Below are 16,470 nucleotides of genomic sequence, written 5' to 3'. Positions count from 1 at the left end.
CCCATGCAGCCTGATAACAAAGTCAAATCACATTGCGTTCAATCCGTGCTGCGCCATCGCGAAAACGATTGATCCGCAACTCATCAATGTTGATCGTCTGTGCTCGCCCATCAAGAATTTCTTCAGCAATCAGCATCCCGGTAGCCGGTGCATGCATAATACCATGCCCGCTAAAGCCACTGGCATCAAGATAGCCTTGCAGATCTGGATGATAGCCGAGGATCGGATTATGGTCAGGAGTGATTTCATAGAGGCCCGCCCAGCACTGGCTTTCAGCAAGGCCAGCTTCTTCAAGAAGAGGGAAACGAGCCAGACCAACTTCGAGCACATGATCAAGCCAGTCCCAATCAACGGTCTGATTAAAACTACTTGGCTCATCGAGATTCGATTTGCCCATCAAGATCCCGGCACCCTCGTGGCGCATATAGAAACCAGAGCCAACGTCAATGGTCAACGGAATAGGCCCAGGAATCTGCGGAAAGGGCGTCGTCATATAGATATTGCGGCGATAGGGGCGCACCGGCACATCGAGGCCGGCGAGCGCAGCTACCTCACCGGCCCAGGGGCCAGCCGCATTGACGACGGTCGCACAGGCGACCGGGCCTTGATTCGTCTGTACCCCGACAACCTGCCCGGCAACACAGTCAAAACCCGTTACCTGAGTCGCACGCTGCAACCGTACCCCCAGACGCTGAGCCGCCCGCAAGTAGCCGAGGGCGATTCCGTATGGATCGCAATAACCATCATCAGGGCCAAACGTCGCCCCGAGCAGATCGTCAGTGCGCATCCGTGGCACAAACCGGGCGGCCTCCTCGGGAGTCAACAGTTCAACGCGGACACCAAGCTCTCGCTGCAGGGCAACATTGCGTTGATACTCTTGCCAGGTAACCGGATCATTGACGAGGAAGAGATACCCAACCTGATGTAACTCGGCATGGCCGCCCACCTCTTCATCAAAAACTCGTAACTTCTCAATACTATGGCGCGAGAGCAAAATATTGGTCGTATTCGAAAACTGATGCCGTACCCCCGCCGCCGAACGGGCAGTACTGCCACTAATTTCCGCTTCCTCTTTCTCCAGGATCAACACATCAGTACAGCCCCGTATTGCCAGATGATAGGCAATGCTCGACCCGATCACCCCGGCACCAATGATCACAACCTGCGCACCTCTTGCCATAGTGTCACACCCCGCCTTTCCCAGGACACATATGCAGGACACACCCGCTGAAATATTATACACGGTGCATGTGGTATACTAGAAAAAGGTTGATTCGTCGTCTAGTATGGAGAAAAGAAACGTGGAGCTTGCGCTCTATTTTTCCATGATTATCGTCAGCGCCGTGCTTATTACGCTGGTCGTGTTGCAGGCACGCTCGCTTGGGATGGCCAATCGCGATACGAGTTCGATCTATCGCACCCGTCGCGGGCTGGAAAAGACCATGCATCAGGCTACGATTGTGTTGAGCGTCGTCTTTTTGATGCTCGCGCTGCTCACCAGCCTACCGATCTTCTAAAGCTATGGCGCGTCGCATTCGCTGGCAACTCGTTATTGCGACCCTGAGCATTCTGCTTGTGACGGGCCTACTCGGGCGGCTTGCCCTCACGACCACCTCGGTGGCAAGCCCACTCGAGGGGGGTGCGCATATCGAGGCAGTGGTAGGCAACCCCCAAGTGCCCATTCCGCTGCTCAATAATCCACTGACTGATCCCGTAGGGCGTGACCTCATTGCGCTGGTTTTTGATAGTCTGGTACGAATCGGGGCCGATGGGCTGCTCGAACCAGGCCTCGCGTCCTATGAGCTTGATCCCACGGGAACAACCTATCTCTTCAAGCTCCAACGCAATGCCACCTGGCACGATGGGCAACCAGTCACGGCTGATGATGTCGTCTTCACCCTGCGTACCCTGCAGATCCTCGAAGAGCCAGGTGAACCAGGTGTGGCTGAGGTGTGGCGTTCATTACTCGTTGATCGCCTTGACGATTATACGGTGCGGGTTACCCTTGTTGAACCGCTAGCCTCGTTTTTGAGTTTTGCCCGCGTGCCTATCCTACCAGCCCACTTGCTCTTTGGCCTACCCCCTGACCAGTGGGCAGACTCTGCTTTTGCTGAACAGCTTGTGGGCACCGGTCCATATCGGCTGATCGAACTCACTGAAGAGCACGCCTTGCTCGAGGCAAATGAGGCCTATGTTACCGGGCGCCCCTACCTCGACCGGATTGAACTACGCTTTCTTGCCGCACCTGCCGCAGCCCAGGCAGCATTGTCGCGCGGGACGGTGAGCGCATACGGCGAACGGATCGACCCTGGGCAGTCAGGCGCTACGTCTGCAAGTAACCTCCGCAGCAATGTCGTTCCGCTTGATGATTATACGGTACTCAGCTTTAATCTTCGTACCTACCCCTTTAATGATATTGGCTTTCGGCAAGCGCTTGCCCATGGCCTCGACAAAGACCTCCTGATTGAAGAGGCCCTCAACAGCAGTGTTGTGCGACTCGACACCCCCATCTTGAACGGATCCTGGGCGGCCGCACCCGAACTCACCTGGTACGACGCCGATCCTGAACGCGCTGCAACGATCCTCGGTGAGCTCGGGTATGATCTCAATGACCAGGGCTTGCTGATAGATAATAACGTTCCTGTGACGGCGAGTCTGCTGGTAGACAGCGAACCGCGCCGAGTTATGGCCGCCAATGAAATCGCACGTCAATGGGCCGAACTGGGGTTGACGATTGAAGTGGTTGAGCTAGAGAGCGCAACCCTCCAACGGCGGCTACGCACGGGCGATTTCACCCTTGCGCTGCATAGCTGGGCACGGCTTGGGACTGATCCCGATCCCTTTCTGCTCTGGCATTCGAGTAGTGAACTGAATGTGACCGGGCTGGATAACCGCGAGATTGATATTCTCCTGCGGCGAGCACGCACCGAGCAGGAGCTAGCCGCTCGCATTGCTGATTATGTAACGTTTCAGCAACGCTGGATCGAGCTTGTGCCTGCCATCACACTCTATCAACCCCTCTATCGTTTTACCACTGAGACTCAGCTAGGTGGATCAGGGCTTGACGACCCTGATAGCGCCGTCAGTCGCCAACTCTTTGGCACCGAGGATCGTTATCGTACCGTGATCCGGTGGTATACCGATAGCTACCGTGAAATCCAGGGCGATCTACGTTAGGCGCATAGCCCTTTAATTGCCAGGTAGATCACGTGGCTGACCAACCGGCACAACGGGCACATCGGCCGATGGCTGAGTTGGGGAAGATTTCGGGCGAAGATCGGGGCGCAACTCGCGCAAAATGACCATAGCTGCCGTAATGATTGGTACGGTCAGCAAGGCCGCAAAAAAACCACCGATTTGACCTCCAATAAAGAGGCCCAGCAAGATCAAAGCGACCGGAACTTCCACCGCTTTCGAGAAGGCATAGGGTGCCACGACGTAGACCGCGATCGCCCCAATGATCACATTCACGATCAAGGTCACAATTGCCAGGGTCGGGCTGACCGTTGCCGCAGCGAGCGCACCAAGGATCATGCCAACAATGCCCCCCAGATAGGGAATAAACTCGAGCAACCCGCTCACTACTGCGATCTGGGCACCATAGGGCACCCCAAGAATCCAGTTGGTGACCATATAGGCAACCGTATAGTAGCCACAAATAGCCAGTTGTGCCACAAACCAGCGTGACAGCCCATGACTGACCGCATGCGTAAGCTGAATCGCCCGCTTGTGATACCGTTGGGGCAAAAAGAGCCGCATCACCCAGGCCGCACTGCTCTTGCTGCCCACCAGCGTGAACACAACGACAAAGAGCACAAAAGCGGCAAAGCCAAAAGCACCCACCTGACCAACTGTGCCGCCAATCTGCCCAAGCCCCCACTGAATTGCCGCAGCAGCATCGCCAATCAATCGCTCGCCAAGCGCCCCAAATTCGGAGAGACCAACCGCAGCTTCAAGTTGGGCAGGCAGATCATTGGCCAGTCCGTTCAACGCCCCCGAAAGCAACCGCAGACTCTCAATCAAGATAGGCAACAGCATCAGCACCAGGGCCGCAAGCAGGGCAATCACCCCACCGAGCGTCGCACCGGCCGTAAACCCTCGTGAAAAGCCCCGACGCTCAAGGCGATCGGCAAGAGGATTGATCAAGAGCGTCAACAGAGCCGCAACAATCATCAGGGTCAGCAGACTCCGTAGGATGGGCAGGATCTGGATCGCGACATAGATGGCTGGGCCCAATGCAACAATGGCAAACCAGGTACGTAGATCCAGTTTGAAGGCCATACCCTGATCCTTGAGCTATGCGCTTATGCGGTTTACGCCAATGGGAAATGAAGTTCATCCGCATTATACCATTGCTCCTATGCCTGTGTAGAACCTGATACATTCTTCAGCGCATGTTCAGGTCTGTGCAAGCCCTTGTAAAACCAACCTTCATTCAGTTTTCGTAGGTCAAGCCCTATACTAAAGACAAGACGCCTGGATACGCACCTGCGGGGAGACTCGGAGGAGACGCGGGCCCCAAACCGACACAAAAGAAGGTTTTCGGGTGAGGATGCGATGGAGGCCCCCAGCGTAAGAGCGCAAGCGCAGCTTGTGCGCATGTAGCTATAAGGAGGAGACCATGAATGCGAGACGATTTCCGCAGCGTATGATGGCCCTGCTGACTGCTCCTTTGATCATTGTGTTGCTCTTCACCGTTGTGCCAGCCCGGGCAGCCCCGTTTGATGGCGGACGGACACGCTTCGCCGATCCACGGTTCGAGCAGGTTTGGACACGAACTGACAGCGAAGCGGTACGTTCAGGGCGAACGTGGTATTGGGGGCCAGGGCCATGGTTCGACTATGCCGAATTCTATCGTCAGGGCGCGAACGGGCTCAGAACCGTGCAGTATTTTGACAAAGCCCGGATGGAACTGAACAACCCCAGTGATTTTGGTGGCCCAGCCCAGGGTGTGACCAATGGCCTGTTGGTCAAAGAACTGGTCAGTGGTCGGTTGCAGCGTGGCGATGACCCGTACGATGTTGATATGCGTGGGCCAAGTGATGTGCCTGCGGCAGGCAACCCGCGCAACGCCAACCCCACCTCACCAGGCTATGGCTCTTTTGCTGGGGTCGCGACGATTGACAATGGCTATCGTGACCCACAGCGAATTGGTGAACGCATCAGCCTAACCATTGATCGGGCGGGCAACCTGGGGCAACGCCCCGACCTGGCCCTCCCCGAAACCGAAATCGTGCAGTATAACAGCGTCACCGGCCACAATATTCCCCGGATCTTCTGGGATTTTATGGGCCAGCAAGGACCGATCGTCATTGATGGTCGCATCGTACGCGGCCCCGTGGTCGACTGGCTCTTTGCGATGGGCTTGCCGATCACCGATGCCTACTGGACACGTGCCCGCATTGGCAATGCTGAACAGGATGTTCTGGTGCAGCTCTTCGAGCGCCGCGTGTTGACCTACGTCCCCTCGAACCCGGCTGGATACAAAGTCGAAATGGGCAATGTTGGGCAGCACTACTTCCAATGGCGCTATCCCCACCTTGGTACGCCCTGGATTTCGCCAGAACCACGCGAAATTCTGGTCTATGCCTCGAATGTTGACACCGGCAGCCACTGGGAAGTCTATCGTTACGATGGCAATGGGCAAAGCCAGCGGATTACCTTTAACGACCACGAAACGGTGGCCTTCTCGTGGCGCCGCAGCTGGGATCCCGGCCAGCAAAGCCTGCTTGGCGACTCGCGGCGTGCGGGCACCGGGTTCCGTCAACTCTATGAATTCGATATCGTGACCGTCTATGACGGCGACCGTGCCTGGAATGCCCGGGTGAAACGGCTCAGCTATAGCGATGGCAACGGCTGGCCCGATCCCGGCCCCTTCCCAGGGTATTTGCCCAACAATACGGCCAACGACTACAACGCCGCAGCGTCACCCGATGGTACCAAGCTGGTCTTTGTCTCGGATCGGATGGGGAACGGCAGTCAAGAGTTGATGATCGCACCAAGCAATGGCAATAATCCGGTGCAATTGACCAGTGATGGGTGTGTCAACGAATCACCCTCGTGGTCACCTGATGGGCGACGGATCTACTGGACGGCCAACTGTGACGGGAGCTTTAACCTCTATCAAGCCGAGCTCAGCTATGGGCACGATGCGCAGGATTACATCTATGCTCGCTTCGTGAACGCCCGACGGCTCACCGACAATGGCACCGACAATCGGTATGTCCGGCTCGCGCCTGATGGTCGTACCCTGGCCTACTCGATCAAGCAAGAAGGCCGTTGGCAACTGGCCCTCTATGAACTTGCGACGGGGCGCACTCGCGTCTTTGCCGAGCCAGGGAACAACGAAGCACCAACCTGGTCAGCCGACAGCCGCACCCTGGCCTTTGCGAGTGACCGCACCGGTAACTATGAAATCTACACCATCGGCGTCGACGGCCAGAACCTGGCACGCCTTACCGCAAATGGGGCGCAAAATCGCTGGCCGCTCTGGGCTCAATAGCTTCATACACAGCTTCTTCCCACGCCAAAACGCCAGCAATGCTGGCGTTTTGGCGTGGGAAGAAGCACATCCTACACACAATATGCTACAATGCAAACACTTTCTTCGCTAATGTAGGAGTGACGTGTGCGTGATATTTTTGCCGGGCCGCCCGATGAAATGAGTATGCACGGGCGCAATGACAACCTTGAGCTCCTCAAAGCCTGGGCTGGCACATCGCTAGCCTTTGCGATCTATTTTATGGGCGGTCAGGTTTTCAATAGTATCTTCTTCTATGCCCTGACAATTGCTGCCCTGACCTGTGGCATTGGCTTTTTGCTGCACGAACTCGCCCATCGCGTGGTGGCACGCAATTTTGGTGCCCAGGCCCATTTTGTTGCGCATAATGGATGGCTCTTGATCTCGATAGGTATTGCCTTTCTCGGCATTTTCATTGCAGCGCCTGGGGCTGTCTGGCATCGCGGCTATCTGACCCCGCGACAGGGCGGCTTGATTGCCCTCGCCGGGCCGGTGACCAACCTCATTCTTGCTGTCGGTTTTTTGCTGATGAGCATGGTCGTTACCCCGAGTGATGCAATCTTTGGCGTGCGCCTCCTCGATCTGGCGCGTATTGGCTATCGCATTAATGCTTGGCTCGGGCTCTTCAATATGATACCTGCCGGTCCCTTTGATGGGGCCAAAGTACTCGCCTGGGATTGGCGCGTCTTTGCGGTCACCGTCGGGATAGCCCTGCTCTTAACCTTCGGGATTCGGGTCTAACGATCGACAGCAATGGGCTGTCGTCGGCAAGTGGACAAAGGATTGGTATGCGTACTCCGATCATTGCTGGTAACTGGAAGATGTTCAAGACGGTGGGCGAGGCCGTAGAACTGGTCAAAGCTCTGCTGGCCGAGGTAAGTAGCCTGGAGGGGCGTGAAGTGGTGATCTGTCCGCCCTTTACGACCCTCTACGCCCTGCGTCCGTTGCTCGTGGGTACCCGCCTTGGCCTTGGCGGGCAAAATGTCTATCATGAAACGCAGGGAGCCTATACCGGCGAAATTGCACCTGGCATGCTAGTTGACGTTGGGTGTCAGTATGTCATCTTGGGGCACAGCGAGCGCCGTCAGTATTTTGGCGAAACTGATGCAAGCGTGAATCGCAAACTGCGGGCCGCGCTGACCGCCGGATTGACGCCAATTGTGTGCGTCGGTGAGACCAAAACGGAACGTGACGCCGGGCAAGCCGAAGCTGTGGTCGGGAGCCAAATTCAGGGCAGCCTGGCGGGACTCACGCCAACTGAAATGGCAAAATGTATCGTCGCCTATGAGCCCGTCTGGGCGATTGGTACCGGTGATACGGCAACCCCCGAGGATGCCCAGGCAATGCATGCTGCGATTCGGGCGATGCTCGCGGATCAGTTTGGCGGTGAGACGGCCAGTGGCGTACGCATTCAGTACGGCGGAAGCGTCAAACCTGATAATATTGACGTGTTGATGTCCCAGGCTGATATTGATGGAGCCCTCGTTGGTGGGGCATCGTTGACCGCAAGCAGTTTTCTGCGGATTGTGAAGTATCAGTAGCGCCCTGAACCGGGTACGTAAACCGTACCTGGCTGTGTTTGGAGAGACAGGTGTCTCTCCAAACGTTCCCCCGGAGGGGAAGGTGGTATGACCGTTGAGGTCGCATTGTTAGTTGGTTTCATTCTTGCTCGCGGGCTCCTGGTCGGTGCAGAATGGGCGATTTTCTCGGTAAGTCGGGCTCGACTTGAGGAACTCGACGAAGATGGCGATGAGGCAGCCAAACTTGTCTTGAAATTGCAAGATGAACCCGAACGGTTTCTCCCAGCTGTACGGGTGGGCATCGCAACCGTGGGGATTCTCATCGGTGCGTTCAGTGCCACCACGATCGCAAACCTCGCCCTGCCCCTGGTCTACACCTGGTCATCACTTGATGAAACAACCATCCCGTTGGTAGCAACCGGGCTTGTCATCGCAAGTGCGCTGCTCTTGACGCTCATTTTTGGGGAGTTGATCCCACAGCGGCTAGCCGAGATCAAGACCGAGCGCTATGCGCTGTTGATGGCACGCCCAATTGCCTTCTTTGCGCGGGTCAGTGCACCTGTCGTGGGTGGCATCAATCTGATCGCACGCATTATCCTCATGATCTTTGGACTCCGCAATGTCCCCGAAGAACGTGTCACCGAGGAAGATATCAAAGCGTTGGTGCGTGAAGGTGCTGAGGACGGCGAAGTTGCATTGCAAGAACAACTCTTTATCGAGAGCATCTTCAAGTTTAGTGACTGCGAAGTACGTCACATTATGACCCCGCGACGCGATGTCGAAATGGTCGAGGCCGATGCGCTGCTCGGTGACGTCCTGGATGAGTTGCTCGAAAGTGGCTACTCACGCTTTCCCGTGTATGAAGAAACACCTGATCAGGTCGTTGGTCTCGTGCATGTCCGTGATCTGCTGATGCTCTATCGTCGGAAGGGCGAAGCATCACAGGTACGTGAAGTCATCGCCCCACCGCTCTACGTCTCGGAAAATAGTCTGGCCTCGATCTTGCTCGCAACCTTTCGCAAAAATCGCCGCCATATGGCTGTCGTCGTGAGTGAACTGGGCGGCATTGAAGGCGTCGTGACCCTCGAAGATGTCCTCGAAGAGATCGTTGGCGAAATCGATGATGAATTCGATGAAGCCTCGGAAGAACCGGTCGTGCGTCGCGAAGATGGTTCGTGGCTCGTTGATGGCGGACTGGCGATTGATGAAGTCAAGAGCTTGCTCGATGTCGAAGAACTGCCTGGCGAAGCGACGTTTCGCTACGATACCCTGGCGGGCCTTGTGATCGCCCTGCTCGGTCAGTTGCCAAAGACGGGCAATTATGTCACGTGGGACGCATGGCGCTTCGAAGTGGTTGACATGGATGGTTTGCGCATTGACAAAGTCTTGATTAGCCAGGAATCCCAAGGCGAGGCCTAACCCTTGTCTGCGCTATATTTCCCGCAATGAACCTGTGCGCCAGCCACAAGTAAGCCCTGTAACAACGCTTGACAGTCACAAGAAGCGTGCTATACTGGAACCAGTTCCAATTATAGAACTGGTTCATTCTGTCATTGACGACACGATTGACCGGGGGTGTCATGGCTGCCACTATTCGCGATGTTGCACGAGTTGCTGGGGTTGGGCTTGGTACAGTTTCACGAGTGATCAACAATAGCCCACTCGTAAGCCAGGCAACCCGCCAGCGTGTGCTTGATGTCATCGCTGAATTGCGTTATAACCCCAGCCAAATTGCGCGTAGCTTCTCCCTTGGCAAAACCCTGACAGTTGCAACCATTGCCCCCTTTTTTACGCGCCCTTCGGTCGTCGAGCGTTTACGTGGCATCGAGGCAGCCCTGGCAAGCGGTGGCTATGCCCTGGTTGTGTTCAATGTCGAGACGCCAACGCGCCGTGATAGCTGCCTACGTGATGTGCCACGCAGCCAGCGCGCCGATGGATTGTTGATTATCTCGCTGGCCCCCCAACCCGACGAGGTTCTTGCCCTCCAGGAAACGGGCCTCCCAGTCGTCTTGATCGACGCTTATGCCGATAGTTTGCCAGGGGTGACCATTGATGATGTGGCGGGGGGAGCACTGGCTACCGAATACCTGATTGCCCTGGGCCATCGGCGCATTGGTTTTATCGGTGATCTGATTGCTGATGAAATGAGTTTTAACTTTACCAGTAGCCGTCATCGGCTGGAGGGTTATCAGCAAGCCCTGGTAGCGGCAGGCATTCCACCTCGTGACGAATATCAACAGCACGGCCTGCACGGACGCTACGAGGCGCGCGTGCTTGCCCGTGACTTGCTGGAACTCCCTGAACCACCCACCGCTATTTTTGCCGCCAGTGATACCCAGGCCATGGGGGTGCTCGAAGCAGCGCGGGATCTCGAACTTGCGGTACCTGACCAGCTTTCCGTCATCGGCTTTGATGACATTGATGTGGCTGAGTATCTCGGGTTGACCACGATTCGTCAGTTACTCTTCGAGAGTGGCGAGCGTGGCGTCGAGTTATTGCTGAAACGGATGGCGAACCCGTCGGCCAAGCTTGAACGCGAATATCTGCCCATTGAATTAATTGCCCGTGGTACCACGCGACGCATCGCCGGATGAAGGCGTTGTATATAGACGGTGAACAAGCAGCGCGCACTATGCGCGATGTTTCAGAAAGGAGGTGGTTCCGATCACCAGATGCACCGATCACGCATGCTCTGTCATGGCAATGTGTGCCATTCGTACCAATGAAGGAAGGAATATATGCTTCGCAAATTCTCGCTTTTTGTGCTCATCGCACTGTTCACGGCAATGATCGCCGCCTGTGGCGGTGGACAGGCTGTTACGCCAACTGTCCCCCCGGCCGAACCCGCTCCGACCGAAGAAGCAGCGCAACCAGCGCCAACTGCAGAGGCTACGGCTGAGCCCGCCCCAACTGCAGAGGCTACGGCTGAGCCCGCCCCGACTGAAGAACCGGCTGCTAGTGGATCAGCGACCGCAGCGCTCGCCGAGCGCGCCGCTGACATCAGCGAAGAACTCGCTGCTGCCTTTGCTGGTGAATACAGTGGTACCTCGGTCACTATGACCGGCCCCTTCACCGATCAGGATGCGGTCAACTTCAACAATGCGATTAGCGAGTTTGAGGAACTGACCGGGATTGATATTCAGTACGAAGGCTCGAAAGAGTTCGAGACCAGCATCTCGATCCGCGTTGACGGTGGCAACCCACCTGACATCGCCGACTTCCCGCAGCCTGGCCTGCTCGCCAACTTTGTGCGTGACGGCAAGGTCATTGACGTTGGGCAATTCGTCAGTGCTGACTGGTTGAGCCAGAACTACAACCAGAGCTGGCTAGACATGGCAACGATGGAGAGCCCCAGCGGGCCGATTACCGCTGGAATCTGGCAGCGTGTGAATGGCAAGAGCCTGGTCTGGTATCCCAAAGCCCAATTTGAGGCTGCCGGGTACACCATTCCGACCACCTGGGACGAGTTGCTGGCGCTGACCGACGAGATCGCGGCTGATGGCGATCCTGCCTGGTGTGTTGGCATCGAGTCAGGCACGGCCACCGGCTGGCCCGCCACCGACTGGATGGAAGAGATCATGCTGCGCACCACCTCGCTGGAAAACTATGATCGCTGGGTTAGTGGCGATCTGCTCTTTGATTCGCCTGAGGTCAAGGGTGCCGCCGAGAAGATGGGCGAGATCTGGTTCAACGACGAGTATGTCTATGGTGGCCGCGCTTCGATTGTCACCACCGGCTTCGGTGATGCCCCGCTGCCCATGTTCCAGAATCCTCCGGGATGCTGGCTGCACAAGCAGGGCAACTTCATCACCAGTTTCTTCCCGAGCACGGCTGAGGCTGGCGTTGACTTCGACTTCTTCTACCTGCCCGGCATTGACCCAGCCTATGGCGAGCCAGTGCTGGTAGCTGGTGACCTGATGGCGATGTTCACCGACCGCCCCGAAGTTCGCGCTGTGATGTCCTACTTCTCGAGTGGGGCCTCGCTGCAGAACTGGCTCCAGAGCGGTGGTGCGATTTCGCCCCACAATGACTCAGACCTGAGCTGGTACGCCAACGACATCGAGCGTGGTGTGGGTGAAATCATCCTCAATGCGACCAGCCTGCGCTTCGATGCCTCTGACCTGATGCCTGGTCAGGTTGGGGCTGGCTCGTTCTGGACCGGCATGACCGACTTCGTTGCTGGCACCGTCGACCTCGACACCGCCATGCGCGAAATCGACGCGGCTTGGCCGCGTTAAGAGGTTGCCGTGGATGGCAGGTTGGTACCTGCCATCCACTTTGAGGGTCAGCCTCTCGGCAGGAGATTGGAGGGCGGCAGCCCTTCACATGTAACGCAATGGAGCGTCGCTCATGCAAAGTACAACTGAGATGACACCGGGACGCGCTACGTCACCGTCCAGCGAGGATTTCAATCCTGGGCGGCTTGTGATCGCGCTCGGCCTGTTCGCCCTGCTCGTCCTCTTCATCTGGGGAGGCTTTGTCTTTCTGCGCGATGCACAGCGCGGTGACACGCTGCCAAAACTACTGACCGCAGCGATAGCCATCATCTGGGGTGTTGGTGGTGCCGCCGGTACCTTTTATACGCTGAACATGATCGTCGAACAGCTGCCCGGCAATGTGCGACGAATCTTGCTCCCCTATGTCTTTGTTGGCCCGGCTGTACTGTTTCTTGGGTGGGCACTCTTCTTTCCCACCATCCGTACCTTCTATCTGAGTTTCCTGGACGCCAGTTCAACCAACTTTGTCGGTATCGACAACTATCTTGCGGTCTTTACCGAACGCTCAATGCAGACGGCCTTTCGGAACAATATCTTCTTCTGGATGATCTTTGGCACCGCTGGTTGTGTGGTCGCAGGCTTGATTATTGCGGTACTCGCCGATCGGAGTAGTTTCGAGACCCTTGCCAAATCGCTGATCTTTATGCCCATGGCAATTTCATTTGTCGGTGCCGGCGTGATCTGGCGTTTTATCTACTACTATTCACCTCCCGGCCAACCACAGATCGGCTTGCTCAACGCGCTTGTCACCGACATGGGCTTTCCACCGCAAGCCTGGACAACGCTCTTACAACCTCAAAATAACTTTTTCCTCGTCATTATTCTTGTCTGGATGCAGACCGGGTTCGCGATGGTGATCTTCTCGGCGGCGATCAAGGGTATCCCCGACGATGTACTTGAAGCCGCACGGGTTGATGGGGCCAACGAGATCCAGATCTTCTGGAGCATTATGCTCCCGGCGATCCAGGGTACGATTGTTACCGTGACCACGACGATTCTGATTGTCACCCTCAAGATTTTTGATATTGTCATCGTGATGACGGGTGGACAGTACGGTACCAATGTGATTGCGGTTGAGTTTTACCGACAGTATTTCTCGAACCGTAACTTTGGTTACGGCTCGGCGGTTGCCATTGTCTTGCTCATCGCGGTCATTCCGGTGATGGTCTACAATCTGCGCCAGATCAGAAAGCAGGAGGTCTTCTAAATGGCTGCTGTTACTGCAAAACCTGTCACGGTCTCGCGCCGCGCCGTGAGCCAGAAGCGCCAGCAATTGATCGGCAAGATTATTGTCAATACCATCCTTGGCCTGATCTGTTTGCTCTGGACGATCCCAACCGTCGGGTTGTTCATCTCCTCGTTCCGCCCCCGTGACGATATTCGTACGACAGGCTGGTGGACAGTTCTGCCCCACCGGGCCTTCGACACGGTTGAGACGGTACAATTACCACCTGATACCAATCTGCGGGCACCGATTACACTGCCTGCCGAATTAGGTGGAGGAACTTATACATCTGAACAACTCAATGCAGGCGTGGTTGTTCCAGGTGGGGAATTTGTCACCTGGGAAAATCGACGCGCCCGTACGCTGGCGATCCAGGAACAGAGTTGGACGGTGAATGCCAACTTCACGCTGGATAATTATCGTGCAGTGACTGGTGGGCGTGAGTTTACGTATATCGACGCAAATGGCAATGAAGTCGTTGAATCGGGTGAAGATCTCTGGGGTGTCTTGATCAATAATATTGCGGTCGTTGTTCCCGCAACGGTCATCCCAATCCTCATTGCCGCCTTCGCTGCCTATGGGTTTGCCTGGATGCGTTTTCCAGGGCGTTTTCTGCTCTTTACGATTGTCGTCGCCCTCCTGGTCGTACCGCTCCAGGTGGCGCTCATCCCGATTTTGCGCGATTTTGTGAGCCTTGATCTCAATGGAACCTATATGGCGGTCTGGTTGGCCCACACAGGCTTTGGGCTGCCGCTGGCAACCTACCTGCTCTATAACTATATCAGTCAGTTGCCACGCGATATCCTTGAGTCAGCCTTCATTGACGGGGCCTCACATTTTACAATCTTTACCCGCCTTATTTTGCCCCTTTCGGTGCCCGCCCTCGCTTCGTTCGCCATCTTCCAGTTCCTCTGGGTCTGGAATGACTACCTGATTGCCCTGGTCTTTATCGGTAGCCAGCCGAATGTCCAGGTGCTCACGATGCGTCTGGCCGACATGGTCGGTTCACGAGGCCAGGATTGGCACGTGCTCACGGCAGGTGCCTTCATTTCGATGTTGATCCCGCTGATCGTCTTCTTCTCGCTCCAGCGCTACTTTGTGCGCGGTCTGCTCGCTGGCTCCGTCAAAGGGTAATTTGTTTGGCACAGAAAAGAGACCAGCTTTGCTGGTCTCTTTTCTGTGCCCGAGGGGTTGCCTGGGCCTGAGGCGAAAGGTGCGTTTTTCATGATACAATACCGCCCGGTATCCAAACGTACCCGTGAGGTTTTTCATGCGCTTTCCGCGAAGTAGTGGTCTTTTACTTCATCCAACGGCTTTGCCGAGTCCATGGGGTGTTGGTGATCTTGGGCCAAGCGCCTATCAGTTTGTTGATTTCCTTGCCGCCGCTGGGCAGAGTCTCTGGCAGATCCTGCCCCTCGGTCCGACCGGCTATGGTGACTCACCGTATCAGTGCTTTTCGGCGTTTGCAGGCAATCCTGGGTTGATTAGCCTCGATCATTTGATCCAGCGCGGGTTGCTCAGCTATGACGAGGTTGTTGAGGCTTCACGTCGCTATGATTTGAATGCTGACCAGGTTCATTATGGCGAGGTGCTGGCCTTCAAGTTGCCTTTGTTACGCCATTGTTACGAGCGCCTGCGTGAGGGTGGGGCACCAGACATGGCAGTTGCTTTTACGCAGTTTTGTCGTGACCAGCGCGCTTGGCTTGATGACTACGCCCTCTTTATGACCCTGAAAGAGGCTCACGACGGTCGTTCATGGCACGATTGGGAAGCCGAGTTGCGTACGCGTGATCCCAAAGCGCTGGCCGAGGCGCGTACCCAGTATGCCGAGGCGTTCACGCTGCAACAGTTTTTCCAGTTCCTCTTTTTCCAGCAGTGGCTGCCCCTCAAGGCCTATGCCAACGAGCATCAGATCCGTATTATTGGCGATGCCCCGATCTTCGTGGCCTATGATAGTGCTGATGTCTGGGCCAATCCTGAGCTCTTTTTCCTCGATGCCGAAGGCAAGCCAACCGTGGTCGCGGGCGTTCCGCCCGATTACTTCAGCGCAACGGGGCAGCTCTGGGGCAACCCGCTCTATAATTGGCAACGCATGGCCGAGGACGGTTATGCCTGGTGGATCAAGCGCTTGCGGGCAGCTTTTACCCAGATGGATATCCTGCGCCTCGACCATTTCCGTGGCTTTGCCGCTTACTGGGAAGTACCGGCTGGCGAAGAGACCGCGATCAATGGGCGCTGGGTCAAGGGTCCAGGGGCCGCGCTCTTCAAACGACTCGAAGAGGAGTTCGGTGCCTTGCCAATCATCGCCGAGGATCTTGGCCTCATTACACCTGATGTGATTGCACTGCGTGATCAGTTTGACCTGCCCGGGATGAAGGTGCTGCAGTTTGCCTTCGGCGGCGGTTCGTCAAATGTCTATCTGCCCCACCATCACGTGCCAAACTGCGTGATCTATAGCGGTACCCATGATAACAATACCACGGTTGGCTGGTTTGAAGATTTGACCGAAGAAGAACGCGAAGTTATTCGTGGCTATCTTGGCCGTAGTGGCAGCGATATCGCCTGGGATTTCTTGCGCTTGGCGATGATGTCAGTCGCTGATATGGCGGTCGTGCCCCTGCAAGATGTGCTTCGCCTCGATGCCAGGGCGCGGATCAATACACCTGGACGCCTTGGGGGCAACTGGGGCTGGCGCTTCCGTGACGATGTGCTCAACGCTGGCCTGGCCCACGGCCTCCATTTCTTTACCGAGATGTATGGGCGCCTGCCGCCACAACCCGAACCCGACGAACCAGCCGAAGATGCCACGACCGAAGATGAACTGATCTACGATCCCGTCGACCTTGCTACCACCGCTTAAAGCCGGCCCCACGGTTCGCGGCGGGGCGATGCCCCGCCGCGAACCTAATAAATACGCCCCTCTTCGAC

13 protein-coding genes are annotated in these 16,470 nt (G+C 56.2%); 11 read left to right on the top strand and 2 right to left on the bottom strand.

Annotation, left to right across the window (positions count from 1 at the left end; translation table 11 throughout):
• Positions 1–22 precede the first annotated feature (22 nt).
• On the bottom strand, positions 23–1,180 hold the full coding sequence (locus EYB53_RS03970; protein ID WP_135476911.1) for an NAD(P)/FAD-dependent oxidoreductase: 1,158 nt from the start codon (positions 1,178–1,180) through the stop codon (positions 23–25).
• Positions 1,181–1,301: 121 nt separating this feature from the next.
• Here EYB53_RS03970 and secG point away from each other — a divergent pair, with 121 nt between their 5' ends.
• Complete coding sequence (secG, locus tag EYB53_RS03965) at positions 1,302–1,517, top strand: preprotein translocase subunit SecG (protein ID WP_135476910.1); 216 nt, start codon at positions 1,302–1,304, stop codon at positions 1,515–1,517.
• 4 nt (positions 1,518–1,521) lie between these two features.
• A complete protein-coding gene (locus EYB53_RS03960) occupies positions 1,522–3,177 on the top strand; it encodes a peptide ABC transporter substrate-binding protein (protein ID WP_135476909.1) in 1,656 nt (551 codons plus the stop codon).
• A 12-nt stretch (positions 3,178–3,189) separates the two neighbouring features.
• Here EYB53_RS03960 and EYB53_RS03955 read toward each other — a convergent pair whose 3' ends face one another.
• A complete protein-coding gene (locus EYB53_RS03955; RefSeq protein WP_135476908.1) occupies positions 3,190–4,281 on the bottom strand; it encodes an AI-2E family transporter in 1,092 nt (363 codons plus the stop codon).
• 340 nt (positions 4,282–4,621) lie between these two features.
• On the opposite strand from EYB53_RS03955, the gene EYB53_RS03950 reads away from it, so the two are divergent.
• The 9 genes from EYB53_RS03950 to malQ all read left to right on the top strand — a co-directional run bounded on the left by EYB53_RS03950 (position 4,622) and on the right by malQ (position 16,402).
• Positions 4,622–6,502 carry a beta-propeller domain-containing protein gene (locus tag EYB53_RS03950; RefSeq protein ID WP_254150869.1) on the top strand — a complete coding sequence of 627 codons (1,881 nt, stop codon included), beginning with the start codon at positions 4,622–4,624 and terminating at the stop codon, positions 6,500–6,502.
• Positions 6,503–6,628: 126 nt separating this feature from the next.
• Positions 6,629–7,261 carry a zinc metalloprotease gene (locus EYB53_RS03945; protein ID WP_503827055.1) on the top strand — a complete coding sequence of 211 codons (633 nt, stop codon included), beginning with the start codon at positions 6,629–6,631 and terminating at the stop codon, positions 7,259–7,261.
• 47 nt (positions 7,262–7,308) lie between these two features.
• Entirely contained in the window at positions 7,309–8,061 is a 753-nt protein-coding gene (gene tpiA / locus EYB53_RS03940) for a triose-phosphate isomerase (protein ID WP_135476907.1), read from the top strand.
• Between the two features lie 87 nt (positions 8,062–8,148).
• Entirely contained in the window at positions 8,149–9,459 is a 1,311-nt protein-coding gene (locus EYB53_RS03935; protein ID WP_135476906.1) for a hemolysin family protein, read from the top strand.
• A 161-nt stretch (positions 9,460–9,620) separates the two neighbouring features.
• On the top strand, positions 9,621–10,634 hold the full coding sequence (locus tag EYB53_RS03930; protein WP_135476905.1) for a LacI family DNA-binding transcriptional regulator: 1,014 nt from the start codon (positions 9,621–9,623) through the stop codon (positions 10,632–10,634).
• A gap of 144 nt (positions 10,635–10,778) precedes the next feature.
• Complete coding sequence (locus EYB53_RS03925) at positions 10,779–12,278, top strand: ABC transporter substrate-binding protein (protein WP_205712571.1); 1,500 nt, start codon at positions 10,779–10,781, stop codon at positions 12,276–12,278.
• A gap of 112 nt (positions 12,279–12,390) precedes the next feature.
• The gene (locus EYB53_RS03920) at positions 12,391–13,524 is read left to right on the top strand and encodes a carbohydrate ABC transporter permease (protein WP_205712570.1); all 1,134 of its coding nucleotides are present in this window, start codon (positions 12,391–12,393) and stop codon (positions 13,522–13,524) included.
• The gene (locus tag EYB53_RS03915; protein ID WP_135476904.1) at positions 13,525–14,676 is read left to right on the top strand and encodes a carbohydrate ABC transporter permease; all 1,152 of its coding nucleotides are present in this window, start codon (positions 13,525–13,527) and stop codon (positions 14,674–14,676) included.
• A 136-nt stretch (positions 14,677–14,812) separates the two neighbouring features.
• Positions 14,813–16,402 carry a 4-alpha-glucanotransferase gene (malQ, locus tag EYB53_RS03910; protein WP_135476903.1) on the top strand — a complete coding sequence of 530 codons (1,590 nt, stop codon included), beginning with the start codon at positions 14,813–14,815 and terminating at the stop codon, positions 16,400–16,402.
• Positions 16,403–16,470: the final 68 nt, after the last annotated feature.

Origin of the sequence: Candidatus Chloroploca mongolica, assembly GCF_004762035.2 — a bacterium.
Taxonomy (GTDB): Bacteria; Chloroflexota; Chloroflexia; order Chloroflexales; family Chloroflexaceae; genus Chloroploca; species Chloroploca mongolica.
Note: the sequence above shows the minus strand (reverse complement) of the source record. Positions and strands in the feature narration are given on the sequence as shown.